The organism is Pseudoroseicyclus aestuarii, assembly GCF_003217255.1.
Lineage (GTDB): Bacteria > Pseudomonadota > Alphaproteobacteria > Rhodobacterales > Rhodobacteraceae > Pseudoroseicyclus > Pseudoroseicyclus aestuarii.
Window position 1 is genome coordinate 842,520 of the sequence record NZ_QJTE01000001.1, and the last position, 24,367, is coordinate 866,886.

Annotated in this window: 25 protein-coding genes; 11 read left to right on the forward strand and 14 right to left on the reverse strand. The window is 67.8% G+C overall.

All coding sequences use genetic code 11. The features are described from left to right. Positions 1-2 precede the first annotated feature (2 nt). The 8 genes from DFP88_RS03930 (at position 3) to DFP88_RS03965 (ending at position 6,286) form a co-directional block, all read left to right on the forward strand. Positions 3-1,190: an ABC transporter substrate-binding protein gene (locus DFP88_RS03930; protein ID WP_110813110.1), complete on the forward strand. Its 1,188-nt coding sequence runs from the start codon at positions 3-5 to the stop codon at positions 1,188-1,190. A gap of 77 nt (positions 1,191-1,267) precedes the next feature. Further along, a complete protein-coding gene (locus tag DFP88_RS03935; protein ID WP_110813111.1) occupies positions 1,268-2,044 on the forward strand; it encodes an ABC transporter ATP-binding protein in 777 nt (258 codons plus the stop codon). Between the two features lie 134 nt (positions 2,045-2,178). Beyond that, complete coding sequence (locus DFP88_RS03940; protein ID WP_425450808.1) at positions 2,179-2,862, forward strand: ABC transporter ATP-binding protein; 684 nt, start codon at positions 2,179-2,181, stop codon at positions 2,860-2,862. A gap of 2 nt (positions 2,863-2,864) precedes the next feature. Then, entirely contained in the window at positions 2,865-3,224 is a 360-nt protein-coding gene (locus DFP88_RS03945; RefSeq protein ID WP_110813113.1) for a hypothetical protein, read from the forward strand. Between the two features lie 23 nt (positions 3,225-3,247). Next, complete coding sequence (locus DFP88_RS03950; RefSeq protein ID WP_110813114.1) at positions 3,248-3,613, forward strand: hypothetical protein; 366 nt, start codon at positions 3,248-3,250, stop codon at positions 3,611-3,613. After that, complete coding sequence (locus DFP88_RS03955; RefSeq protein WP_110813115.1) at positions 3,610-3,981, forward strand: hypothetical protein; 372 nt, start codon at positions 3,610-3,612, stop codon at positions 3,979-3,981. The genes DFP88_RS03950 and DFP88_RS03955 overlap by 4 nt, the downstream gene beginning before the upstream one ends. Continuing rightward, the gene (locus DFP88_RS03960; RefSeq protein ID WP_110813116.1) at positions 3,978-4,991 is read left to right on the forward strand and encodes a branched-chain amino acid ABC transporter permease; all 1,014 of its coding nucleotides are present in this window, start codon (positions 3,978-3,980) and stop codon (positions 4,989-4,991) included. Before DFP88_RS03955 ends, DFP88_RS03960 begins: the two co-directional genes overlap by 4 nt. Continuing rightward, entirely contained in the window at positions 4,988-6,286 is a 1,299-nt protein-coding gene (locus DFP88_RS03965; protein ID WP_110813117.1) for a branched-chain amino acid ABC transporter permease, read from the forward strand. The genes DFP88_RS03960 and DFP88_RS03965 overlap by 4 nt, the downstream gene beginning before the upstream one ends. A 37-nt stretch (positions 6,287-6,323) precedes the next feature. Here DFP88_RS03965 and msrA read toward each other — a convergent pair whose 3' ends face one another. The 8 genes from msrA to DFP88_RS04005 form a co-directional block, all read right to left on the reverse strand. After that, complete coding sequence (gene msrA / locus DFP88_RS03970) at positions 6,324-6,830, reverse strand: peptide-methionine (S)-S-oxide reductase MsrA (protein WP_110813118.1); 507 nt, start codon at positions 6,828-6,830, stop codon at positions 6,324-6,326. After that, the gene (gene msrB, locus DFP88_RS03975) at positions 6,827-7,273 is read right to left on the reverse strand and encodes a peptide-methionine (R)-S-oxide reductase MsrB (protein ID WP_110813119.1); all 447 of its coding nucleotides are present in this window, start codon (positions 7,271-7,273) and stop codon (positions 6,827-6,829) included. Before msrB ends, msrA begins: the two co-directional genes overlap by 4 nt. 67 nt (positions 7,274-7,340) lie before the next feature. Then, on the reverse strand, positions 7,341-8,795 hold the full coding sequence (locus tag DFP88_RS03980; RefSeq protein WP_110813120.1) for an MDR family MFS transporter: 1,455 nt from the start codon (positions 8,793-8,795) through the stop codon (positions 7,341-7,343). A gap of 106 nt (positions 8,796-8,901) precedes the next feature. Next, complete coding sequence (locus DFP88_RS03985) at positions 8,902-9,990, reverse strand: ABC transporter ATP-binding protein (protein WP_110813121.1); 1,089 nt, start codon at positions 9,988-9,990, stop codon at positions 8,902-8,904. 43 nt (positions 9,991-10,033) lie between these two features. Continuing rightward, complete coding sequence (locus DFP88_RS03990; RefSeq protein ID WP_110813122.1) at positions 10,034-11,689, reverse strand: alpha-amylase family glycosyl hydrolase; 1,656 nt, start codon at positions 11,687-11,689, stop codon at positions 10,034-10,036. 19 nt (positions 11,690-11,708) lie between these two features. Next, entirely contained in the window at positions 11,709-12,857 is a 1,149-nt protein-coding gene (locus DFP88_RS03995; RefSeq protein WP_110813123.1) for a carbohydrate ABC transporter permease, read from the reverse strand. A gap of 22 nt (positions 12,858-12,879) precedes the next feature. Further along, entirely contained in the window at positions 12,880-14,115 is a 1,236-nt protein-coding gene (locus DFP88_RS04000) for a carbohydrate ABC transporter permease (protein WP_110813124.1), read from the reverse strand. Between the two features lie 93 nt (positions 14,116-14,208). Next, entirely contained in the window at positions 14,209-15,561 is a 1,353-nt protein-coding gene (locus tag DFP88_RS04005) for an ABC transporter substrate-binding protein (RefSeq protein WP_425450809.1), read from the reverse strand. 237 nt (positions 15,562-15,798) lie between these two features. Between DFP88_RS04005 and DFP88_RS04010 the strand changes: the two genes are divergently transcribed. The 3 genes from DFP88_RS04010 to DFP88_RS04020 are packed head-to-tail and all read left to right on the forward strand — an operon-like array spanning position 15,799 to position 19,200. Then, positions 15,799-16,839 carry a LacI family DNA-binding transcriptional regulator gene (locus DFP88_RS04010; RefSeq protein ID WP_110813126.1) on the forward strand — a complete coding sequence of 347 codons (1,041 nt, stop codon included), beginning with the start codon at positions 15,799-15,801 and terminating at the stop codon, positions 16,837-16,839. 4 nt (positions 16,840-16,843) lie between these two features. Then, positions 16,844-18,169, forward strand: a complete 1,326-nt coding sequence (locus DFP88_RS04015) for a GH1 family beta-glucosidase (RefSeq protein ID WP_110813127.1) — start codon at positions 16,844-16,846, stop codon at positions 18,167-18,169. A gap of 17 nt (positions 18,170-18,186) precedes the next feature. Further along, positions 18,187-19,200 carry a glucokinase gene (locus DFP88_RS04020; protein ID WP_110813128.1) on the forward strand — a complete coding sequence of 338 codons (1,014 nt, stop codon included), beginning with the start codon at positions 18,187-18,189 and terminating at the stop codon, positions 19,198-19,200. On the opposite strand, the gene DFP88_RS04025 is transcribed toward DFP88_RS04020, so the two are convergent. Genes DFP88_RS04025 through DFP88_RS04050 form a run of 6 tightly spaced genes read right to left on the reverse strand, consistent with a single transcriptional unit; the run spans position 19,197 to position 24,244 of the window. Next, complete coding sequence (locus tag DFP88_RS04025; protein ID WP_110813129.1) at positions 19,197-20,462, reverse strand: glutamate-5-semialdehyde dehydrogenase; 1,266 nt, start codon at positions 20,460-20,462, stop codon at positions 19,197-19,199. The genes DFP88_RS04020 and DFP88_RS04025 overlap by 4 nt on opposite strands. A gap of 43 nt (positions 20,463-20,505) precedes the next feature. Beyond that, positions 20,506-21,618, reverse strand: a complete 1,113-nt coding sequence (gene proB, locus DFP88_RS04030) for a glutamate 5-kinase (RefSeq protein WP_110813130.1) — start codon at positions 21,616-21,618, stop codon at positions 20,506-20,508. After that, a complete protein-coding gene (obgE, locus tag DFP88_RS04035) occupies positions 21,606-22,670 on the reverse strand; it encodes a GTPase ObgE (RefSeq protein ID WP_110813131.1) in 1,065 nt (354 codons plus the stop codon). The genes proB and obgE overlap by 13 nt, the downstream gene beginning before the upstream one ends. Beyond that, complete coding sequence (locus DFP88_RS04040; RefSeq protein WP_110813132.1) at positions 22,667-23,203, reverse strand: GNAT family N-acetyltransferase; 537 nt, start codon at positions 23,201-23,203, stop codon at positions 22,667-22,669. Before DFP88_RS04040 ends, obgE begins: the two co-directional genes overlap by 4 nt. Continuing rightward, on the reverse strand, positions 23,196-23,693 hold the full coding sequence (locus tag DFP88_RS04045; RefSeq protein ID WP_110813133.1) for a GNAT family N-acetyltransferase: 498 nt from the start codon (positions 23,691-23,693) through the stop codon (positions 23,196-23,198). The genes DFP88_RS04040 and DFP88_RS04045 overlap by 8 nt, the downstream gene beginning before the upstream one ends. After that, positions 23,690-24,244 (reverse strand): GNAT family N-acetyltransferase, encoded by a 555-nt coding sequence (locus DFP88_RS04050; protein WP_110813134.1) that lies wholly within the window; start codon positions 24,242-24,244, stop codon positions 23,690-23,692. The genes DFP88_RS04045 and DFP88_RS04050 overlap by 4 nt, the downstream gene beginning before the upstream one ends. Between the last annotated feature and the right edge of the window lie 123 nt (positions 24,245-24,367).

Below are 24,367 nucleotides of genomic sequence, written 5' to 3' on the forward strand. Positions count from 1 at the left end.
TCATGAGAAAGCTTCTGACCGCCACCGCCACCCTCGCCCTCACCGCCGGCGCCGCCGGCGCGCAGGAGGATCCGGTCCGCATCGGCATCCTGCTGGGCTTCACCGGCCCGCTGGAATCGCTGGCGCCCGACATGGCCGCCGGCGCCGAGCTGGCGATCGCCGAGGTGAACGAGGCCGGCGGCATCCTCGACGGCCGCATGGTCGAGGGCGTGCGCGCCGACGACACCTGCATCGACAGCGCCGCCGCAACCAGCGCCGCCGAGCGGCTGGTCAACGACGGTGTCGCCGGGATCATCGGCGGCGACTGCTCGGGCGTGACCGGCGCGGTGCTGCAGAACGTCGCCCGGCCGAACGGGCTGGCGATGATCTCGCCCTCCGCGACCTCGCCCGCGCTGTCCACCGCCGAGGATGACGACCTCTTCTTCCGCACCGCCCCCTCGGACGCCCGTCAGGGCCAGATCATGTCCGACATCCTGATGGAGCGCGGCATCCAGGAAGTCGCGGTCACCTATACCAACAACGACTACGGCCAGGGCCTGGCCGATGCCTTCGTCTCCAGCTTCGAGGAGGCCGGCGGCACGGTCACGATCAACGCCAGCCACGAGGACGGCAAGGCCGACTACTCCTCCGAAGTGGCGGCGCTTGCCTCGGGCGGCGGCGAGATGCTGGTCGTCGCGGGCTACCTCGATCAGGGCGGCAAGGGCATCATCCAGAGCTCGCTCGACACTGGCGCCTTCGACGCCTTCTACCTGCCAGACGGCATGGTGGGTCAGGCGATCGTCGACGAGCTGGGCGACGACCTGCAGTATTCGGTCGGCGACTACCCCGGCACCGACAGCGAGGGCGCCGAGCTCTTCCAGACCATGGCGAGCGAAGGCGACTTCGACGGCACCTCGGCCTTCTCGGGCGAAAGCTACGATGCCGCCGCGCTGATGATGCTGGCCATGGCCAAGGCCGGCAGCACCGACTCCGCCGACTACGCGCCGATGGTCATGGACATTGCCAATGGTCCGGGCACCGAGGTCTTTCCCGGTGATCTTGCCAGCGCGCTCGAGATGATCGCGAACGGCGAAGAGATCGACTACGTCGGCGCTACCGCCGTCGAGCTGATCGAGCCGGGTGAAAGCGCGGGCAATTACCGCGAGGTGGAGTTCACCGACGGCGATATCGTCACCGTCAACTTCCGCTGATCCCGATCCGGGGCCGGCTTCGCGCCGGCCCCGCCAGAGACGCGAGCGCGGGAGAAACCCGCGCCGGAGGGACCGCCATGATCACCGTCGAGAACCTGCACCGCCATTTCGGCGGATTTCATGCCGTGGACGGCGCATCGCTGACCATCGCCGAAGGCTCCATCACCGGGCTTATCGGCCCCAACGGTGCTGGCAAGTCCACGCTGTTCAACGTCATCGCCGGGCGGCTGCCGCCGACCTCGGGCCGGGTGCTGATGGATGGCGAGGATGTGACCGGCCTGCCCCCGCATGAGCTGTTCAAGAAGGGCCTGCTGCGCACCTTCCAGATCGCACATGAGTTTCCGTCGATGACCGTGCGCGAGAACCTGATGATGGTTCCGCCCGCGCAATCGGGCGAGACGCTGTGGAACGCCTGGTTCGGCCGCCGCGCGATCCGCGACGAAGAGGCAAAGCTGCTGGCCCGCGCCGACGAGGTGCTGGACTTCCTGACCATCAGCCACCTGCGCGACGAGAAGGCTGGAAACCTATCCGGCGGGCAGAAGAAGCTGCTCGAGTTGGGGCGCACGATGATGGTCGATGCGAAGATCGTCTTTCTCGACGAAGTCGGCGCTGGGGTTAACCGAACCTTGCTGAATACCATTGGCGACGCCATCACCCGGCTTAACAAGGAGCGGGGCTACACCTTCTGCGTGATCGAGCACGACATGGATTTCATCGGCAAGCTCTGCGATCCGGTCATCGTCATGGCCGAGGGCAAGGTCCTCGCCGAGGGCGAGGCCGCCCATATCATGGAGAACGAGGCCGTGATCGAGGCCTATCTCGGCACCGGCCTCAAGAACAAGGGAGCCGCCTGATGCCCGACAGCTACTCGGGGCGCGGCAACAAGGACCGCAGCATCGCCCGGCCCGGCGGCGCCACGCTCGAAGCCGGGGACAACCGGCTGGCGCGGCCTGTGCATACCTCCGACGCCTTTCTCGTCGGCGACGGGATGACCGGCGGCTATGGCCGCGGCGCCGATATCCTGCACGGCTGCACCATCGCCGTGCAGAAGGGGCAGATCGCGGTCATCGTCGGCCCGAACGGCGCCGGCAAGTCCACCGCGATGAAGGCCGTCTTCGGCATGCTGTCGCTGCGCGAGGGATCGGTGCGGCTGGACGGGCAGGACATCACCCAGCTCAGCCCACAGGACCGGGTGGCGCAGGGCATGGCCTTCGTGCCGCAGACCTCGAACATCTTCACCTCGATGACCGTCGAGGAGAACCTCGAGATGGGCGCCTTCCTGCGCCGCGACGACATCCGGCCCACGATGGAGCAGGTCTACGAGCTGTTTCCCATCCTGCGCGACAAGCGCCGCCAGCCTGCCGGAGAGCTGTCGGGTGGCCAGCGCCAGCAGGTCGCCGTCGGCCGCGCACTGATGACCCAGCCCAAGGTCCTGATGCTGGACGAGCCGACCGCCGGCGTCAGCCCGATTGTGATGGACGAGCTCTTCGACCGCATCATCGAGGTCGCGCGGGCCGGCATCACCATCCTGATGGTCGAACAGAACGCCCGGCAGGCCCTCGATATCGCCGATACCGGCTATGTGCTGGTGCAGGGGGCGAATGCCTATACCGGAACCGGGGAAGAGCTTCTGGCCGACCCCGAGGTCCGGCGCACCTTTCTGGGAGGATGACGATGACACGGCTCGTTCTGCTGGCGCTGCTCGCCCTGCCCTCCCTCGCCTCGGCGCAGGCGCTCGACTGCCGGATGACGCTGGCCTGCAACGGCGGGCCAGAGACCTGCCGCCCCGCGCAGGACTGGCTGCGGCTCGAGACAGGCCCTGCCGGCGGGGCGCTGCTGCGCGCGGCCAGCGGCGAGGTCTCGGTGACACCGCAGGTCGTCGGCCCCGATCTCGTCTATGCCGGCGGGCCGATGGCGGGCGCCGCGCAGCATGTGCTGGCGCTCAGCCCGGTGGGCGAGGTCGCCCGCTACAGCCTGCACTATCCCGGCGGCGCCATCCTCACCCGCTTCGGGCGCTGCGCCCCGACCTCCTGATCCTTCGACCAGCCGGAGACGCCATGACCCTTGCCAAAGCCGCCCTTCTCGCCGCCCTGGCAGCCCCCCTGCCCGCCGCCGCGCTGGCCGTGACCTGCGAGGTCGCGCAGCAGTGCCGCGCGGGCGAGTGCACCGCGACGCCCGGCCTGACCTTGGAGATCGACGAGGGGCCGGAGATGCTGTCCTACGTCACGCCGAACGACGTGCGGGTCGAGATGCAGCAGGGCAGCGCGCCCGGGGAACGGCCGCTGATCGGCTTCGTCCAGCGCAACTCCGGCGGGCTGATGACCATGGGCCTGGCCGAGGACGGGACGCTGGCGATGCAGGCGCTCGAGCCCATCGACGGCGGCCTCGAGGTCTTCACCTTCCACGGAAGCTGCGGCGTATGAAGGCAGCCGCGCTGATCCTGACCTCTCTCGCGGCATCTCCGGCGCTGGCCGAAGGCGCGCGCCTGACCCTGACCTGCAGCACCGCCACGGTCTGCACCGGCCCCTCGGCCTGCCGTCCGGGGGGCGGCCCAATCGAGATCGTTCTGGCGCCGCAAGACACAGATGCCGCCGGAGCCGGAACCTATACAGCCCGGACTGCCGCAGGCGAGGCCGAGGCGCAGGCTGCCGGCCACCTCGGCCCCTTCGCCTGGCAGGAGGACGCCGCGCGCGTCAGCCTGGTTCTGGCGAGCGAGGCGCAGGCCGTCCTGGTGCGCAGCGACGGCGGCGCCGCCCAAACATCCCTCCTGACCTGCGACGTGACGCAATGACCGATATCCTCAACGCCATAGTCGCGCTTCTGAACTTCGTCGTGATCCCCGGCGCGGCCTATGGCGCGCAGCTGGCGCTCGGCGCGCTCGGCGTGACGCTGATCTACGGCATCCTGCGCTTTTCGAATTTCGCCCATGGCGACACCATGGCCTTTGGCACCATGGCGACGATCCTCTTCACCTGGGGGCTTCAGGCGCTGGGGGTCAGCTTCGGCCCGCTGCCGACAGCCCTTCTTGCCCTGCCCCTCGGCATCGCCGCGACCGCGCTGCTGACGCTGGGAACCGACAGGCTGATCTACCGCTTCTACCGCCGGGCCAAGGCGGCGCCTGTGGTGCTGGTCATCGTCTCGATCGGGGTGATGTTCGTCCTGAACGGCATCGTGCGCTTCATCATCGGAGTCGGCGACATCGGCTTCGACGACGGGGCGCGCTTCGTGATCAACGCCCGCGACTTTCGCGAGGCGACGGGCCTGCGCGAGGGGCTGGCCCTGCGCACGACGCAGGTCATCACGCTGGTCACCGCGGCCATCTGCGTGGCGCTGCTGTTCTGGTTCCTGAACCGGACCCGCACCGGCAAATCCATGCGCGCCTTCTCCGACAACGAGGATCTGGCCCTGCTCTCGGGCATCAACCCCGAGAAGGTCGTGCGCGTGACCTGGATCATCGTCGCCGCCCTCGCCACCGTGGCGGGCGTGCTCTACGGCCTCGACAAGTCCTTCAAGGCCTTCACCTACTTCCAGCTTCTGCTGCCGATCTTCGCCGCCGCCATCGTCGGCGGTCTCGGCAGCCCGCTGGGGGCCATCGCCGGCGGCTTCGTCATCGCCTTCTCCGAGGTCTTCGTGACCTATGCCTGGAAGAAGGTGGCCGGCTACGTCCTGCCCGATGCGCTGGAGCCGGGCGGCCTCGTGCAGCTGCTGTCGACCGACTACAAGTTCGCCGTCAGCTTCTCGATCCTGATCCTGGTGCTGCTGTTCAAGCCGACCGGGCTGTTCAAGGGGAAATCCGTATGACCCGCCGCACGGTCGTCCTTTACGCGCTGATGGCGCTGCTGATCATCGGCACCGGCCTGCTGCAAAGCTGGAACCTCGCGCTGAGCATCCTGAACATGGGCCTGATCTCGGCGATCATGGCGCTGGGGGTGAACCTGCAGTGGGGCTACGCGGGCCTCTTCAACGTCGGCGTCATGGGCTTTGTCGCGCTTGGCGGGCTGGCGGCGGTGCTGACCGCCATGCCGCCCGTGGGCGCTGCCTGGTCGGCGGGCGGGCCGCGTATCCTGTTGGGCCTAGCCATCGGCGCCGCGATCCTCGTCGGGGCGGTGCAGCTGTGGCAGCGGATGCGGCCCGGCAAGACGCGGGTCCTCGCCCTCCTCGCCCTGCTGATCGCGGGCTTCATCCTTTACCGCTTCGTCTTCGACGCGGGCGTCGTGGCGGTAGAGGCCGTCGACAGCGCCTCAACCGGATATCTCGGCGGGCTCGGCCTGCCGGTGCTGCTGGCCTGGCCGGCGGGCGGCCTTCTGGCAGCAGGCGCGGCCTGGATCATCGGCAAAGCCGCGCTCGGCCTGCGGTCCGACTACCTTGCCATCGCGACTCTGGGCATCGCCGAGATCATCCTCGCCATCATGAAGAACGAGGATTGGCTGGCGCGCGGCGTGAAGAACGTCAACGCGATCCCCCGGCCCGTCCCCTACGAGGTCGACCTGCAGCAATCCGCCGGCTTCGTGGAGCGTGCGGCCGGCTTCGGCCTCGATCCCGTCACTGCCTCCACCCTCTGGGTGAAGGTGCTCTACGGCGGGCTCTTCGCGGTGGTGCTGGCGGTGGTTCTGGTGCTGGCCCAGCTGGCGCTGAATTCGCCCTGGGGCCGGATGATGCGCGCGATCCGCGACAACGAGGTCGCCGCCGAGGCCATGGGCAAGGACGTCACCCGCCGCCACCTGCAGATCTTCATCCTCGGCTCCGCCGTATGCGGCATGGCCGGTGCGATGATGACGACGATGGACGGGCAGCTGACGCCGACCTCCTACCAGCCGCTGCGCTATACCTTCCTGATCTGGGTCATGGTGATCGTCGGCGGGTCCGGCAACAACCTTGGCGCGGCGCTGGGGGGCATGCTGGTCTGGTGGCTCTGGGTCATGGTGGAGCCGCTGGGGCTCTGGCTGATGCAGACGATCACCGCGCCGATGCCCGAAGGCAGCGCCCTGCGCGATCACCTGCTGGATTCGGCGGCGCATATGCGGCTGATGACGATGGGGATCGTCCTGCTGCTGGTTCTCAGGTTCAGTCCAAGGGGCCTGCTGCCGGAACGCTGACGCAAAAGGGGCGCCCCGCGGGGCGCCCCTTCTTCGTTTACTCGGCGGCTTGCCGCTTCGGCAGCACCCAGTCGGGGCGCGGGAAGTGGCAGGTATAGCCGTTCGGGATCCGCTCAAGGTAATCCTGGTGCTCGGGCTCGGCCTCCCAGAAGTCGCCCACCGGCTCGACCTCGGTCACGACCTTGCCGGGCCAGAGGCCCGAGGCCTCGACATCGCGGATCGTCTCGAGCGCCATCTCGTGCTGCGCCTCATCGACGTAGTAGATGGCGGAGCGGTAGGACATGCCGCGGTCGTTCCCCTGCCGGTTCGGCGTCGTGGGGTCGTGGATCTGGAAGAAGAACTCCAGAATCTCGCGGTAGCTGATGCGCGCGGGATCGAACATGATCTCGATCGCCTCGGCATGGGTGCCGTGGTTGCGGTAGGTGGCATTGGGAACATCGCCGCCGGAATAGCCGACGCGGGTCGCCTCGACCCCCGGCTTCTTGCGGATCAGGTCCTGCATGCCCCAGAAGCAGCCCCCGGCGAGAACGGCGCGCTCGGTCATTGGACTTCCTCCACTTGGTTCAGGTAGTCGCCGTAGCCCTCGGCCTCCATGTCGTCGCGGTGCACGAAGCGCAGGCTGGCAGAGTTGATGCAGTAGCGCAGCCCGCCGCGATCCACGGGGCCATCCGGGAAGACATGCCCGAGGTGGCTGTCGCCATGGGTCGACCGCACCTCGGTCCGGCGCATGCCGAGGCTGTCGTCGTTCAGCTCCTGCACATGGGCCGTCTCGATCGGCTTGGTGAAGCTGGGCCAGCCGCAGCCGCTTTCGTACTTGTCCGCCGAGGCAAAGAGCGGCTCGCCCGAGACGATGTCGACGTAGATGCCCGGTTCCTTGTTGCCCAGCAGCTTGCCGGTGCCCGGCCGTTCCGTCCCGCTTTGCTGCGTGACGCGGTATTCTTCGGGGCTGAGACGGGCAATCGCCTCGTCACTCTTGGAATAGGTCAAGCGCGCCTCCTTCAGGATCGTTTCGCATTGATCCCGATATGGGGCGGCAGGCGCGCTTCGCCAAGCCTTACCGCTGGTCCGGCGGCCGCCGCACGAAGAAGCCGGCGACGATCAGCAGCAGCGAGATGACCGCCGCGCAGAAGAAGCCCGCCCTTGCGCCCGCCGCCGTGGCGGTGACCAGATCCGCGCCCTGCCCCATCTCGGCGCCGATGCGCACCGACATGACCGAGACGAACAGCGCGATGCCCGTCGCCCCGGCGACCTGCTGGACCGTGCCCAGCACGGCGCTGCCGTAGGAATAGAGATGCGCCGGAAGCGAGCCCAGACTCGAGCTGAAGAGCGGCGTGAAGAGCAGCGCGAGCCCGATGCTGAGAAGCACGTGGCAGGCCAGCACCATCCAGACCGCCGAGGCGACGCCCAGCGTCGTCATCAGCCAGAGCGTGGCGCTGACGCAGAGGGCCCCGGGGATCACCAGCTTGCGCGCGCCGATCCGGTCGAAGGCGCGGCCGACCAGCGGCGCCATGAGGCCCATGACCAGCCCGCCCGGCAGCAGCAGCAGGCCCGCCTGCAGCGGCTCCCACCCAAGGACGTTCTGCATGTAGATCGGCAGCAGGATGATCATCCCGAAGAGCGACATCATCGCCAGACCCATCATCACCACCGAGACGGTGAAGACCCGCACCCGGAAGGTGCGCAGGTCCAGCAGCGCGCGTTCCTGCGGCGCGAGCTTCAGCTGGCGCCAGACGAAAAGTGCCAACACCAGGGCGCCCACGACAAGCGGCAGCCAGACCGGGATCGCCCCGCCCTCTCCATGCCCCTCGCCGATGGTCGAGAGGCCATAGACCACGCCGCCAAAGCCGATGGCCGAGAGCGGCACGGAAGGCAGGTCCAGCGGCACCTTGCGCGGCGTCGTGACATTGACGAGGCGCGAATACCCAAGCGCCAGCGCGCCGAGGCCGATGGGCAGCACCAGCCAGAACATCCAGCGCCAGTCCAGCACGTTCAGGATCAGGCCCGAAAGCGTCGGCCCGATGGCCGGGGCGACCGAGATGACGATCGAGATATTGCCCATGGTCTTGCCGCGGCTCTCGGGCGGGACCAGCGACATCGCCGTGGTCATCAGAAGCGGCAGCATGATCGCCGTGCCCGAGGCCTGGACGATCCGCCCGCCGATCAGCGGCGCGAGGCTGGGCGAGATCGCGCAGAGAAAGGTGCCGAGCGAGAACAGCGACATCGCGGCGATGAAGACGCTGCGCGTGTGGAAGCGTTGCAGCAGGAAGCCGGTGATCGGGATCACCACGGCCATGGTCAGCAGGAAGGCCGTGGTCAGCCACTGCGCCGCATTGGCGGTGACGTTCAGATCCGTCATCAGCCGCGGCAGCGCGACGCTCATGATCGTCTCGTTCAGGATCACCGTGAAGGCCGAGACGAGCAGGAGGCCGATGACCAGCCGGTTGCGGGCCGCGACATCCTCGCCCCCGCTCGCGAAGTCATTTTCTGGCGCGGTGGCGGCAGGCTGCATGGGAAGTCCCCGGTCGTTCAAAACGGAAAATGGCCGGTCGCGCCGGCCATGGTCCTTGGGGTCGCTCTATCCGCCCCGGGTGTCAAGATGCCGCACCGCGGCAGTCTCAGCGGTAGTGCAGCGACCGCCCATTGTGGAAAATCTGCACCTTGTCCGGGGCGGCGCCCATGGCGACGGTATTGCCGCGCAGATTGGGGTGGATGCCGGCCAGCTTGGCGATGACCTGCTCCTGCTCGCCCTGCCGCTCGAAGTAGAGGATCGTCACCTCGCCCAGGGCCTCGATGATCTCGACCTTGCCGGTGAAGATCGCCTCACCCGAGGTTTCGATCAGGTCCTCGGGGCGGACGCCGACATTGACCTCGAGCCCCTCGTCCGAGGCGCGGCTGGCGATCGCCGCCGTGGCCACGCCGCCGCCGTCGAGCTGCACGGTGGTGCGCGCGCCGGTGGCGACGATTTTGCCGGGCATCAGGTTCATCGCGGGGCTGCCGATGAACTGGGCCACGAACTCGTTCTCGGGACGCTCGTACAGCTCCAGCGGGCTGCCGACCTGCGCAATGCCCTTATTGGCTAGCACCACGATGCGGTCGGCCAGCGTCATCGCCTCGACCTGATCATGGGTGACGTAGATCATCGTCGAATCCGGCATGGATTCCTTGAGCTGCGCGATCTCGAGGCGGGTCGCCACCCGCAGCGCGGCATCGAGGTTCGAGAGCGGCTCATCGAAGAGGTAGACCTTCGGGTCGCGCACGATGGCCCGCCCGATGGCGACGCGCTGTCGCTGCCCGCCGGACAGCGCCTTGGGCAGGCGGTCCAGCAGCGGCTCGAGCTGCAGGATACGCGCGGCGTTCTTCACCGCGTCGTCGATCTCCTGCTTGGACTGGCCGGCGATCTTCAGCGCGAAGGCCATGTTGTCGTAGACGGTCATATGCGGATAGAGCGCGTAGCTCTGGAACACCATGGCGATGCCGCGCTGCGCGGGGGGCACGTCGTTCACGCGCTGCCCGTCGATCTCGAGCGTGCCGCCGCTGATCCGCTCCAGCCCCGCGATCATCCGCAGCAAGGTCGATTTGCCGCAGCCCGAGGGGCCGACGAAGACGATCAGCTCGCCGTCCTCGATGTCGAGGTCGATGTTCTTGAGAACATCGACGGTGCCGCCGTATGTCTTCGCGACGTCCCGAAGCTTCAGGTTGGCCATAGCGTCCTCCTGCAGGCGATCATGCCCGTCATTGCTTTTTTACTCAAGCGGCGCGGCGGGCCAGGCAGCATTGCCAGGGCGCCAGGTGCACGCTGCCGGTCCCATCGGGCTCGGCCCCGCTGATGGACTGGGCGACCGAGACCCAGTTCCCCTGCGGCAGGCTCATGTCCGACCCCGTCTCGCCGAGGTTGAAGGCGCAGAACAGCGCCTCGTCGCTGTCGAAGCGGGTGAAGTAGACGATATCGCCGACCGCATGGACGCCGTCGTGATGCCCGTCGGCCAGAACCGGGTGCCGCTGCCGCAGCGCGATGGCGCGGCGGTAGTGGTTCAGCATCGAAGCGGGATCCTCCTCCTGCGCCGCGACCGCCTTGGGCAGATGCTCCGCCCCGATCGGCAGCCAGGGCTTGCCCTCGCTGAAGCCGCCGTTCGGCGCATCCGGGTCCCAGACCATCGGCGTGCGGCAGCCGTCGCGGCCCTTGTACTCGGGCCAGAACTGCAGGCCGTAGGGATCGCGGATATCCTCGAAGGCCAGATCGACATCCGCCAGCCCCAGCTCCTCGCCCTGATAAAGGCAGACCGAGCCGCGCAGGCAGAGCGTCAGAACCGTATAGGTGCGTGCGGCGGCCTGGCTTAGGTTCCAGCGGGTTACGTGTCGTTCCACATCGTGGTTCGACAGCGCCCAGCAGGGCCAGGCATCGGGCGCGGCATGGCCAAGGCGGCGGAACACTGCCGCCGTCTGCTGCGCGGTGATCCTGTGCGGCTGCAACAGCTCGAAGGGGTAGCACATCTGCACCTTGTCCCCGCCCGAGGTATACTCGGCCATGATCTCGAGACCCTTTTGGGCATCGCCGACCTCGCCAACCGCGGCGGCCTCGTAAGGGACCATCTCAGCGCGGAAACGCTTCAGGAATTCAAGGTTTTCCGGCTGGTTCTTCGAGTAGAGGTGTTCCTGCCAATTATAGGGGTTCACCCCCGGCGCGATGGAATCGTTGCGCCGCTCGGGCGGCAGCGCAGGATTGTCCCGCAGGTACTTGTCGGCAAAGTAGAAGTTCACGACATCGAGGCGGAAGCCATCGACCCCCCGCTTCAGCCAGAAACGCTCCACGTCCAGCAGCGCCTCCTGGACGTCGGGGTTGTGGAAGTTCAGGTCCGGCTGCGTGGTCAGGAAGTTGTGCAGGAAGTACTGCATCCTGCGCCCGTCCCACTCCCAGGCGCTGCCACCGAAGAGCGACATCCAGTTGTTGGGCGGCGTGCCGTCGGGCTTGGCATCGGCCCAGACGTACCAGTCGCTCTTGGGATTGTCGCGGCTTTGCCGGCTTTCCTTGAACCAGGGATGCTGGTCGGAGCTATGCGACAGCACGAGGTCAATCATCACCCGCAGGCCAAGGCCATGGGCCGTGGCGATGACGGTGTCGAAATCGGCCAGTGTGCCGAACATCGGATCGACGTCGCAGTAATCGGCGACATCATAGCCGAAATCCCGCATCGGCGAGGTGAAGAAGGGGCTGATCCAGACGGCATCCACCCCGAGCGAGGCGATATGCGGCAGCCGCCGGGCAATGCCTGCAAGATCGCCGACGCCGTCGCCCGCGCTGTCCTGGTAGCTGCGCGGGTAGATCTGGTAGATCACCGCCCCGCGCCACCAATCCGGCCCCTCGCGCCGGAAGACCGGCCGCGACCCGCTTTCGCTTGTGCTCATGGATGCCGTTCCCTTCGTCTTACTTCACGGAGCCGGCGAGCAGCCCGCGGACGAGGTACTTCTGCATCAGGAAGAAGACCGCAAGTGGCACGGCCATCGAGACGAAGGCTGCCGTTGCGAGAATCTCCCAGTCGCCGCCCCGCGTGCCCAGAAGCTCGATGATCTGGCGCGTCATCACGGTGGTCTTTCCCGAGCTGTCGATCAGGAAGACGAGGGCCACCAGAAGGTCGTTCCAGGTCCAGAGGAACTGGAAGATCGCGAAGGCCGCTAGCGCCGGGAAGGACAGCGGCAGGATGATCCGCATGAAGATCTGGAAATCGGTCGCCCCGTCGACGCGCGCATTCTCGATGATGTCGCGTGGCAGACCGACCATGTAGTTGCGCAGGATGTAGATCGCCAATGGCAGTCCGAAGGCCGTATGGGCCAGCCATACCCCCATGTAGCCCTTGCCGATCCCGATCGCGTTATGCAGCCGCAGAAGCGGGATCAGCGCCAGCTGCAACGGCACCACGAGAAAGCCGACCACCGCGGCGATCAGCAGCGCCCTGCCCGGAAACTCCATCCAGGCCAGCGCATAGGCGGCGAAGGCGGCGACGACGATGGGGATGATCGTCGCCGGGATCGAAACCGTGAGCGTGTTGAAGAAGGCCTGGCTCATGCCCTGCACGTTCGAGGGGTCGAAGAGCATCCGCTGGTAGTTGCCGAAGGTGAACTCCGGCGCGACGAGGGCCGAGCCGAAGAAGCGTTCGCCCCGGCGCGAGGGTTCCTCGGTGCTGGTATAGGTGTAATCGCCGTTCTCGAGGACGGTCCAGCTTTCGCCGTCATCCTCGACCATCTCGCCCGCCTCGTAGGCGTTGGGCGTGCGCGACGAGGTCCCCCAGGCCGAGATTGTCAGCGGATCGGTGCCCGAGCCGTCGAAGACGTTGCCCGTGAGGGTCCAGACGCCGTCCTCTTCGATCGCCTCATCGGCGCCGGCAGTGCGGAACTGCATCGTCTGCTCCGTCGGGAAGGCAGCGCGCCACCAGCCCGAGGTGCTGATCTGGTCGCCCGTCCGGAAGGACGAGACGAGCAGCCCCACGGTCGGAAAGACCCAGAGCGCGACCAGCAGCACGACGGTGATGTGCACCGCCCAGGTCAGCGAGGATTTGGTACCGGCAATGTTGTCCATGCGTCTTCTTTCCCCGCAGGCCTCAGCGCATCTCGCGCCGGGCGTTGTAGATGTTCCAGACCAGGATCGGCGTCACCAGCAGCATGATGACGATGGCCGCGGCCGAGCCGACGCCCCAGTCGTTCGACCGGAACAGCTTGTCGTACATGTAGTTCGCCAGCACCTGCGTCTCCCACTGGCCGTTGGTCATCGCGTAGACGATGTCGAAGACCTTGAGCACGGTGACGGTGATAGTCGTCCAGACCACCGCGATGGTGCCGGCGATCTGCGGCACCTTGATGCGGAAGAAAATCTGGAACGGACCGGCGCCATCAACGATCGCGGCCTCGACCGTCTCGTCGGGGATGCCGCGCAGCGCCGCCGAAAGCAGCACCATGGCGAAGCCGGTCTGGATCCAGATCAGCACCACCATCAAGAAGAAGTTGTTCCAGAAGGGAATGGTCAGCCAGGTCTGCGGCTGCCCGTAGGGCAGATCAACCAGCGCCAGCCCGATGATCGAGGTAACGGCGCGCCAGATCAGGAACAGCGCCCCGAGGCTGAGCGCGGCGCGCAGAAGGATCGAGAGGGCGCCCTGCTTGCGGCGGCCCAGCAGCACAGGCTCGAGCATGGCCCAGATCAGCCAGGCGGCGGCGGCGATGAAGCCCGCCAGCAGCAGCCCCGGTACCACCCGCAGCACCAGAACCGAGGCCAGGCCGCCGTCGAACTGCAGCCAGACGGCGTTGAGGACGCCAATCTGCTCCTGACTGGCGGGGCGGTAGTCGTAGATCAGCTTGAAGATGACAGAGGCGCCGACGAAGGAGATCGCCATCGGCATGAAGATCAGCGATTTCGCGACATTGCCCCAGGAAATGCGGTCGGTAAGCTGGGCGACAAGCAGGCCCAGGGCCGTCGAGACGGCGGGCACCACGATCAGCCACAGCAGGTTGTTGCGGAAGGCCTCCCAGAACTTCGACTCGCGGCTCATCTGCGCGTAGTTGTCGAAGCCGGCCCAGACGAAGCCGCCGGGAACGCGGTCGGTGACCGACAGCCGCAGCGTCTCGATGACCGGGTAGCCGAGGTAGAGCGCGAGGAAGAGGATCGCCGGGGCGAGGAACAGCCAGGGCCGGATGGCATTGGCGCGGTTCACGTTGCGCCCAGGATCGCGTCCGGTCGGCGGGTAAAGCACCCGGTCTAGAAAGAGGTTCGACAGGTAGAAATAGGCGCCGCATCCCGCGACAGCGACGGCAATGGCGAGAACGCCCTGAAAGACCGGATTCATTCCTGCTCCCCCCTTCTTAGGTGACGGAGCCGCGCCAGACGAGGCGCGGCTCCCGTGGGTCGGTGGGGCGGCAAGGCGCCCCTGCCGGTGCCCTTACTGGTCGATGGCCGCCCAGGCGTCCTCGATCTCGTCCGCGGCCTCTTGCGCGCTGGCGCCGCCGGCGAAGTCGACCATGCCGGTCCAGAAGGCGCCCGCGCCGATGGCGCCGGGCATCAGGTCCGAGCCGTCGAAGCGGAAGGTCGTGGCGTCCAGCAGGATCTCGTTCATCCGGCCCAGCGTCGGGTCACCGAAGAGATCGGTGTTGACCGTGGTCAGCGGGGTCAGGAAGCCCGACTGCGCCATCCAGATCTCATGCGCGATGGGCGTCTGCAGGAACTGCATGAAGGCGTTGGCGGCCTCGTTCTCGTCGGTGATCGCGAAGACCGTGCCGGCGCCGAGCACCGGCTGGCCGAGATCCTCTTCCTCGTAGGCGGGGAAGTAGAAGAAATCGGCGTCCTCGCCCACGACCGTCCCCTCGGGGAAGAAGGAGGGGATGAAGCTGGCCATGTGGTGCATGTAGCACTGCGGCGGGAAGCTGAAGAGACCCTGCGGGCTGTCGCGGAAGTCGGTCGAGGCGACGGCCTGGCTGCCGCCGGCGACGAAGTCGTCCTGCAGGAAGTAGCCGAACTCCGAGATCGCGTTCACGATGCGCTCGTCGTTGAAGGGGATCTCGTGGCTGACCCATTGGTCATAGACCTCGGGCGGCTGGGTGCGCAGGACCATGTCCTCGACCCAGTCGGTCGCCGGCCAGCCGGTCGCGCCGCCGGACCCCAGACCGATGCACCAGGGCGTCTCGCCATCCTCGACGATCTGCTCGGTCAGGGCCTTGAGGTCTTCCATCGTCTCGGGGATCTCGTAGCCGGCATCCTCGAAGTTCTCGGGGATGTACCACACGAGGCTCTTGACGTCAGCCTTGTAGAACAGGCCGTAGAGGTCCTCTTCGCCTTCCGGGCCTTCGAAGGTCGCGAGATCGACCCAGGACTGGCCGGCGGCGTAGTTCTCGGCGATCCACTCCTCGGTGCCCTCGGGCATCGGCGTGACCAGCCCGCGGTTCGCCAGCGTGTTCAGCAGGCCGGGCTGCGGGAAGACGCCGATGTTCGGGGCCGAGCCGGCCTCCACGTCGATGACGATCTGCTGCTCGAAGCTGTCGGAGCCGACGTAGGACACATCCGCGCCGGTCGCCTCTTCGAAGTAGGCCAGGACGCTTTCGAACAGCTCCTGGTCAACGCTCAGCCAGGGGCCCGAGATCGTCAGGCTCTGGCCCGAGAGGTCGGTGGCATCGGCAAACTCGTGGTAGCTGTCCCAGTTGAAGTCGCCTTCGTCGATCGGGAACATCAGGCTCTGCGCGCCTGCCGTGCCGGCCATGAGGGCCAGCGCGGCAACGCCGGCGCCGAGACGGGCTGTAATGGTACGGGTCATAAGGTCTCCCTCCCTAGGTGCGCCGTTGCGCCGGCGCGACTGTTCAGCAAGCGCCGGGTTCCGCATCGGACACCAAAGCGCTTTGGGCTGCGCCAAAGGTCGCGCAGCTTCGTCTCCCTGTCAATTGCTTGCCGGCACCTCCAGACAATCCTCCGGGCTTTGACTGCGCCGCCTCCGGGCCCTACAGTGCCGCCAATTGAAAGCGCTTTGGGCCAGATGAAAGCCATGAACCTCAAGGAGTTGTCGCGCGTTCTTGGCCTAAGCCAGACCACGGTTAGCCGGGCGTTGAACGGCTATCCGGAGGTCAGCGAGGCGACGCGACGCCGCGTCCGCGAGGCGGCCCTGCGCCATGACTACAGCCCGAACACCCGCGCCAAGGGCCTTGCCACCGGGCGCACGATGACCATCGGCCAGGTCGTGCCGCTGAGTACGGCGCACCAGATGATGAACCCGATCTTCGCCGATTTCGCCGTCGGCTTCGGCGAGGCGCTGGCCCGCAAGGGCTACGAGCTGGTCACAGCCATCGTCCCCGAAGAGCAGGAGGCGCAGGTCTACCGCAGCTTCCGCGCCCGCGGCTCGGTCGACGGGGTCATCGTGCACGGCCCCCGCGTCCACGACCCGCGCCTTGCCCTGCTCGATGAGCTCGGGCTGCCTTACGTCGTGCATGGCCGCGCGACGGAGCACGGTGCCCCCTATGCTTGGGTCGATGTCGACAACCGCACCGCCTTCGCCCGCGCCACGGATCACCTAATGGACCTGGGACATGCGCGCATCGCACTGATCAACGGCCCAGAGCATCTGGATTTCGCCCACCGGCGCCGCGACGGCTATGCCCGCGCCCTCGCCGCCCGCGGGATCGCGGTGGATCCCGCGCAGATGCATGCCGTCGAGATGACGGAGCTGAACGGCCATGCCGCAATGCAGGAGCTTCTGGCGCTGCCGCAGCGGCCGACGGCGGTTCTGGCCGCCTCGATCATTCTGGCCCTCGGCATCCGCCGCGCGATCGAGGAGGCAGGCCTCGTCATGGGGCGCGACGTCAGCGTCGCGATCCACGACGACGTGCTGTCCTTCCTGCAGAACGCCGGGGACAGGCCCGTCTTCACCGCCACCCGCTCCTCGATCCGCGATGCCGGCGCGCTGCTCTGCGGCATGCTGCTCGAGCGGATCGACGCGCCCGCCACCCCGCCGCCCAGCCGCCTGCTGCAGGCGGAGCTGATCCTGGGGCAGTCCACCGGACCTGCCCCGACCCTGACCCCGCAAGGATGACACGATGATACCCGGACGCTCCAGCTTTCCCGAGGGCTTTGTCTTCGGCGCCGCCACCGCCGCCTACCAGATCGAGGGGCACCGCTTCGGCGGCGCCGGTCCGACCCATTGGGACAGCTTCGCCGCGACGCCCGGCAACGTCGTGCGGGCCGAGGACGGCGCCACCGCCTGCGACCACTACCACCGCTACGAGGAAGACCTCGACCTGCTGAAGGACGGCGGCTTCGACGCCTACCGCTTCTCGACCTCCTGGGCGCGGGTCCTGCCCGAGGGGCGCGGCACCCCCAACGCCGAGGGGCTGGATTACTACGACCGCCTCGTCGACGCGATGCTCGAACGCGGGCTGACGCCCTTTCAGACCCTCTACCATTGGGAGATGCCCTCTGCCCTCGCCGACCTCGGCGGCTGGACGAACCCCGATGTCGCTCATTGGTTCGCGGACTACGCCGAGGTCATCACCCGCCGCCTCGGCGACCGCGTCGCCTCAATCGCGACGATCAACGAGCCCTGGTGCGTCGCCTTCCTGTCGCATTTCCTCGGCCATCACGCGCCCGGGCTGCGCGACATCCGCGCCGCCGCCCGCGCCATGCACCATGTCCTCAAGGCGCATGGCACGGCGGTAGAGCGTCTGCGCGGCATGGGTCAGGACACGCTCGGCATCGTCCTGAACTTCGAGGCGGCGGAACCGGCCGATGACAGCGCCGGCGCGGCAAGGGCCGCCGCGGTGCAGGACGCCATCTACAACCGCTGGTTCATCGAGGCGATTTCCAAGGGCCAGTACCCCGCTGAGGCGCTGGAGGGGCTGGAGCCGCATATGCCCAAGGGCTGGCAGGACGACATGGCCCTGATCTCGCAGCCGATCGATTTCCTCGGGGTGAACTACTACACCCGCAGCCTGCTGCGCGCCGCGCCCGACCAGCCCTGGCCCTCTGTCGCACCGGTCGAAGGACCGCTGCCAAAGACCCAGATGGGCTGGGAAATCTATCCCGAGGGGCTGAAGATCATCCTGACCCGCCTGTCGCGCGACTACGTCGGCGAGCTGCCGCTTTACGTCACCGAGAACGGCATGGCCTGGGATGACCACCTGACGGACGGCGCCGTCACCGATGCCGAGCGCGAGGCCTACATGGCCGCCCATCTGGGCGCCGTTCAGCAGGCCCGGGCCGAGGGCGCGAACATGAAGGGATTCTTCTACTGGTCGCTGCTCGACAACTACGAATGGGCCTTCGGCTACGAGAAGCGCTTCGGCATGGTGCATGTGGATTTCGACAGCTTGAAGCGGACGCCCAAGGCGTCCTATCACGCGCTGTCCGCGGCGCTGGCGCGCTGAACCGAACGGAGAGGCCCATGACCAAGCATCCCGCCAATCTCTACTCCATCGTCGCCGATGTCGGCGGCACCAACACGCGGGTCGCCCTGTACCACGGGCTCGATCCCGTGCCCGAGACGACGCGCCGCTACGCCAATGCCGAGTTTCCGGGGCTGGAATCGGTTCTGCGCCGCTACATAGCGGACGAAGGTGATGTCGATTGCCTCGCCGCCTGCGTCGCCGTGGCAGGCCCCGTCCGGGACGAGAAGGCCAGCCTGACCAACCTCGACTGGACCATCGACAAGCCGATGCTGGCCCGCGCCACACAGGCCGAGACTGTCGCCATTCTCAATGACTTGCAGGCGCAAGGTCACGCACTGGGGCATGTCGCGGAGGACAACCTGCGGGAAATCCTGCCCAGCCCCTCGAAGAACCCGCATGCCGCCAAGATGGTCATCGGCATCGGCACCGGCTTCAACGCCGCGCCGGTGTTCGAGACCGAGGTCGGGCGCCTCGTCACCCCCTCCGAAAGCGGCCACCAGAACCTGCCGGTGCGCAGCGATGCCGACATGCGGCTGGCGAATTACGTCGCCACGGCGCATGGCTTCCCGGCGGTCGAGGACGTGCTCTCGGGCCGCGGGCTGGAGCATGTCTATGCCTGGCTCGGCGTCGAGGCTGGCGATCCGGTCGAGAAAAGCGCGCACCAGGTCATGACCGCCTTCCAGGAGGGCAGCGACGACCGCGCGACAGAGGCCGTGCGCGTTTTTGCCCGCTTCCTCGGCACCGTTGCGGGCAACCTTGCGCTGATCAACCTGCCTTTCGGCGGCGTCTACCTCGCCGGTGGCATGGCGCAGGCCATGGCGCCCTACCTCGCGCAATACGGCTTCATCGACGCCTTCCGCGACAAGGGGCGCTTCGCCGGCTTCATGTCGAACTTCGGCGTCTCGGTGATCGAGGACGACTATGCCGCGCTGATCGGCAGTGCCGCGCACCTCAAGGCGCTGCGCACCACGACGCTGGGCGCCGAAGGCGGCGCGCGCCCGGGGATCTAGCCCCGGGTGCTGCCCTTGCCGCTGACCAGATACTGAAAGCTGGTCAGCTGCTCGGCCCCCACGGGGCCGCGCGCATGCATCTTGCCGGTGGCGATCCCGATCTCGGCGCCCATCCCGAACTCTCCGCCATCGGCGAACTGGGTTGAGGCGTTGTGCATCAGGATCGCGCTATCGAGCTCCTTGAAGAATGTCTCTGCCGTATCAGCGTCTTGCGTGACGATCCCGTCGGTATGGTTCGATCCGTAGCGGCGGATATGGTCAATGGCGCCCTCGACGCCTTGAACCAGACGCGCGGCGCAGATCATGTCGAGGAATTCCCTTCCGAAATCATCCTCTTGCGCGGCGATGCTGCCACCAAGACCGGCAAGCGCGCCCTCGGCTCGTACCTCGACCCCGGCCTGCACCAGCGCCTCGATCAGGATCGGGCCGTGCTGGGCGTGAAAGGCCTCGTCGATCAGCAGGCATTCCATCGCGCCGCAGATGCCCGTGCGCCGCGTCTTGGCGTTCAGCACGATCTCCAACGCCATGGCAGGATCGGCGGCGCCGTCGACGTAGGTGTGGCAGATGCCTTCGAGATGGGCGAAGACCGGCACCCGCGCCTCGCGCTGGACGAGGCCGACGAGCCCCTTGCCGCCGCGCGGCACAATGACGTCGATATGCTCCACCGCCGTCAGCATGGCACTCACCGCCGCGCGGTCCTGCGTCGGCACAAGCTGGACCGCGTCCTGCGGCAGGCCCGCGCGATCCAGCCCCTCGGCGAGGCAGGCATGCAGCGCGCGGCTGGAGTGGAAGCTTTCGGAGCCGCCGCGCAGGATCACGGCATTGCCCGACTTCAGGCACAGGGCGCCCGCGTCCGCCGTGACGTTGGGCCGGCTCTCGTAGATCACGCCGACGACGCCCAAAGGGGTGCGCACGCGGCGGATGTGGATGCCCGAGGGCATGTCCCACTCTGCGATGACCGCGCCGACAGGATCGGGCTGCGCGGCCACACTTTCGAGGCTGCGGGCGATGGCCTCGAGCCGCGTATCGTCAAGGGCGAGACGATCCAGCATGGCGGGGCTCAGCTCCTTTTCCCGAGCGAGGGCAATGTCTTCCGCGTTGGACTTCAGGATTTTAGCGGCCCGATCCCGCAGCACCTGCGCCGCGCCGGTGAGGGCCGTGGCCTTCTGCTCGGCCGGGGCGCTGGCGAGCGCTCGCGCTGCAATGCGCGCGCGGGCGCCGATGTCCTGCATCAGCGCGGCGGTATCGGTGATGTCCTTCATGGCGCGGCCCTCCTGCTCGGGCGAAAGGCTAGCACCTGCAGGATCAGGTGACCATATCGTCGCGATGGACGAGCGCGGCGCGACCGCGATACCCGAGGATCGCCTCGATTTCCACGCTGCGGCGCCCCTGGATCGCGGCGGCCTCCTCGGCGGTGTAGCGCGTCAGCCCGAGGCCGAGCCGCGCCCCGCCGGGCCCGAGGATCGCCACGGGATCGCCACGGCCGAAGGGGCCTTGGACCGCGGTCACCCCGGCGGGCAGCAGGCTCTTGCCCTCGGCTAGCGCGGCGGCGGCGCCGGCATCGACGCTGATCTCGCCCTTCGGCTTCATCGCCGCAATCCAGCGCTTGCGCGCGGCCTGCGGGTCAGTCTGCGCCGTGAACCAGGTCGCCGGCGCACCCTCTTGCAGCAGTCTCAACGGGTTGTTGGGCGCGCCCAATGTGATCGCCATGGCGCAGCCGGCCTCTGTCGCGACACGGGCCGCCATCAGCTTGGTGATCATGCCGCCCTTCGACAGGCCCGATACGCCAAGAGAGGCCATGGCCTCGATCTCGGGCGTGATCCGCTCCACCACCTCGAAGCGGTGGGCGGCTGGATCGACCTGCGGATTGGCGCTGTAGAAGCCGTCGATGTCCGACAGCAGGATCAGCCGGTCGGCGCCTACGGTCACGGCGACCTGCGCGGCAAGCCGGTCGTTGTCGCCGTAGCGGATCTCGTCCGTGGCGATGGTGTCGTTCTCGTTGACGATCGGGATCGCGCCGAGGCCCAGCAGCGTGTGCAGTGTCGCCCGGCTGTTCAGGTAACGCCGCCTGTCCCGGGAATCGTCAAGCGTCACAAGGACCTGCGCCGCAATCCTGTCGTGCTGCGCGAAGGCTTCCTCGTAGGCGCGGGCAAGGCGGATCTGCCCGGCGGCGGCGGCGGCCTGGCTGTGCTCGACCGTCAGTTCTCCCGCGGGCAGCTTCAGAAGCCGCCGGCCCAGGGCGATGGAGCCGGAAGAGACGAGCACCACCTCGGCGCCCGATTGCACAAGCGCTTCAACATCCTGCGCGAGGTTCTTAAGCCAGTCGGCGCGCAGGGCGCCGCTTTCCCGGTCGACCAGCAGCGCCGATCCGATCTTGACGACGATGCGCCTTGCGCCGGTCAGTCCTAGGGCTGCCACGTCCCCTCCTCGGTTCCGCCTTCGGGCAGATCGGCGGCCTCGTCGGCGGCCTTGCGGCGCAGGCGGCCATCGTCGATCTGGCGCCTGAGCGCGCGCAGCACCTCCTGCGTGCCTTCGCCGGTGACGCCGGACATCAGCATGACCTCGCCCCCCGCCGCGGCGCGCATCTCCTCCAGCAGGAAGGCGCGCTCCTCGTCGTCCATGGTGTCGCATTTGTTCAGCACCGTCACCCTCGGCTTGTCGGCGAGGCCCGCGCCGTAGCTTTCGAGTTCTGCGGTGATGGTGCGGTAATCCGCCATCGGATCGCCCGAGGTGCCGTCGACGAGGTGCAGGAGCACGGCGCAGCGCTCGATATGCCCGAGGAACATGTCGCCAAGGCCGCGCCCCTCGGAGGCGCCCTCGATCAGCCCGGGAATATCCGCGACCACGAATTCCACGTCATCGACGCCGACGACGCCGAGGTTCGGCGCGAGCGTGGTGAAGGGGTAATCCGCGATCTTCGGCCGGGCGTTGGAGGTGGCGGCAAGGAAGGTCGACTTGCCGGCGTTCGGCAGCCCCACCAGACCGGCATCGGCGATCAGCTTCAGCCGCAGCCAGATCGTCCGCTCCACCCCCGGCTGGCCGGCGTTGGCGCGGCGTGGGGCCTGGTTGGTTGCGCTCTTGAAGTGCAGGTTGCCCCAGCCGCCATTGCCGCCCTCGGCCAGCACGACGCGGTCGCCCGGCGCCGTCAGGTCGGCGATCAGCGTCTCCTCGTCCTCGTCGAGGATCTCGGTGCCGACGGGGACGCGCAGCACGATGTCGTCGCCCGTGGCGCCGGTGCGCTGCGAGCCCTGCCCGGCCTTGCCGTTCTGGGCGAAGAAGTGCTGCTGGTAGCGAAAGTCGATCAGCGTGTTCAGCCCCTCGACGGCCTCGGCGATGACATTGCCGCCATTGCCGCCGTCGCCGCCGTTCGGCCCGCCGTATTCGATGAATTTTTCGCGCCGGAAGCTGATGCAGCCGTTGCCGCCCGAGCCGGAGCGGATCTGGACCTTGGCGAGATCGAGGAATTTCATGTGCGGCTTTCCGTTCTGTTATCCACCGCGATAGTCCAGCGAGGATCGGGTCTCAACCCGCGCCAGTCGCGCGCGGGAAGGGCAAAGTCGATGCAGGCCGTTTCTTCGCCCCTGGCGCGGGCGAGTTCGCGCCCCGCGCCGATGCGGCGAAAGCCGAGTTTTTCGAGCACCCTGATCGAGGCCGCGTTGTCAGCCCAGGCGCCGGCGCGGATCTCGGGCGTGCCGGCGGCGAAGGCGTGGTCCACCGCCCGCGACACCACCGCTGTCGCCAGCCCCTGCCCCGCAAGCGCGAGGCGGAAGCTGTAGCCAAGCCCGCCATCCGTCACGCCGACAGTGCCCAGCAGGCGGCCCTCGCCGAAGGCGCCCCAGACGAAGCCGTCGCCGGTGAAGGGCCGCGCGCGGCTGGCTGTGTAGGCCGGGTCCGGCGGCCATGGCCAGGAGCCGAGCTGCCGCGCGACCTGCCAGTCCGAGACGATCTCGTGCAGCTGATCCGCGTCGCCGGGTGTCAGCGGGCGCAGGCGGATGTCAGGCACGGCTGGCCCGCCAGTCGTCCGCGGTAAGCCGCATCCGCTGCACCGTGACGTCCTGCCCCAGCGGGCGGGCGAAGGTCACCTCGGGCGCGGTGTCGCGAAACCCCAGCTTCGTCAGCACGCGGCGCGAGGCGGCGTTGCCTTCGAAGTGGCCCGAGACCAGCGGCTCCTGCGTCGTCTCGAAGTAGGCTTGGACGGCGGCCTCGGCGGCCTCGCTCATCAGGCCTCGCCCGTGATGGTCGCGCCGCAGCCAGTACCCGAGGTCCGGCTTGACCGAGATGACGCCGATCAGGCCCTCGCCGGCGTCGATGGCGTAGTGCTGCCCCTCGGCCTCATGGATGAACCAATCGGCATCCTCGCGGCCATAGGGCCAAGGCGGGGCCGATAGCCAGCGCGCGACCTCCCAGTCGCTCAGCCCCTCTTGGATCGCCGGGGCATCCCGGGCCTCGAGGCCGCGCAGGACCAGCCGCGCCGTGGTCAGCCGGGGCGTCATCGCTTCAGCTTCAGCGCGTAGGTCCAGGTCGGCACGGTGGTATCGCGGGCAACGGAATAGGCCTCGGCATCGCCGAGGTACTCGAAGCCGCAGTTCGTCAGCACGCGGGCCGAGACGGCATTGTCTTGGAACACCTCGGCAAAAAGCTCGTCGTCGGCATGGGGGTTCGCCTCGATCAGCGCGCGCAGCGCCTCCTGCGCGAAACCCGCGTTCCAGAAGGCGGGCGCGACCCAGTAGCCGACCTCGCTTTGCTGGCGGCCGCGGATCGGCTCCAGCCGCGCAAGGCTGACGAGGCCCAGCACCTCGCCGATGCCGGCAGCGCTGCCGTCGATCGCCCAGATGTCCTCACTCCGGCCCTCGCGTGTGGCGCGGTCGATCATCTGCGAGATCGAGCCGGGCGGCAACGGATGCGGAATCGTCCGGGTGCCCCGGGCCACGCGCGGATCGGCGGCATAATGCTCGATCAGCCCGAGGTCCGAGCGGCGCAGGGGCCGCAGCGTCACGCGCTCTGCCCTGATCTCCGGCTGTGTCATCGCGGTCTGGATAGTCATCAAGCACCTCCCTGGGATGCCCTCGCACGATTGGCTTTGTATTTCGTGACCCGCCGCGCCTCCTCGCGCGGCCTTGCGGCGAAACGAAAAAGACGGGAGACCGGCCTGCCGCCGATCCCCCGC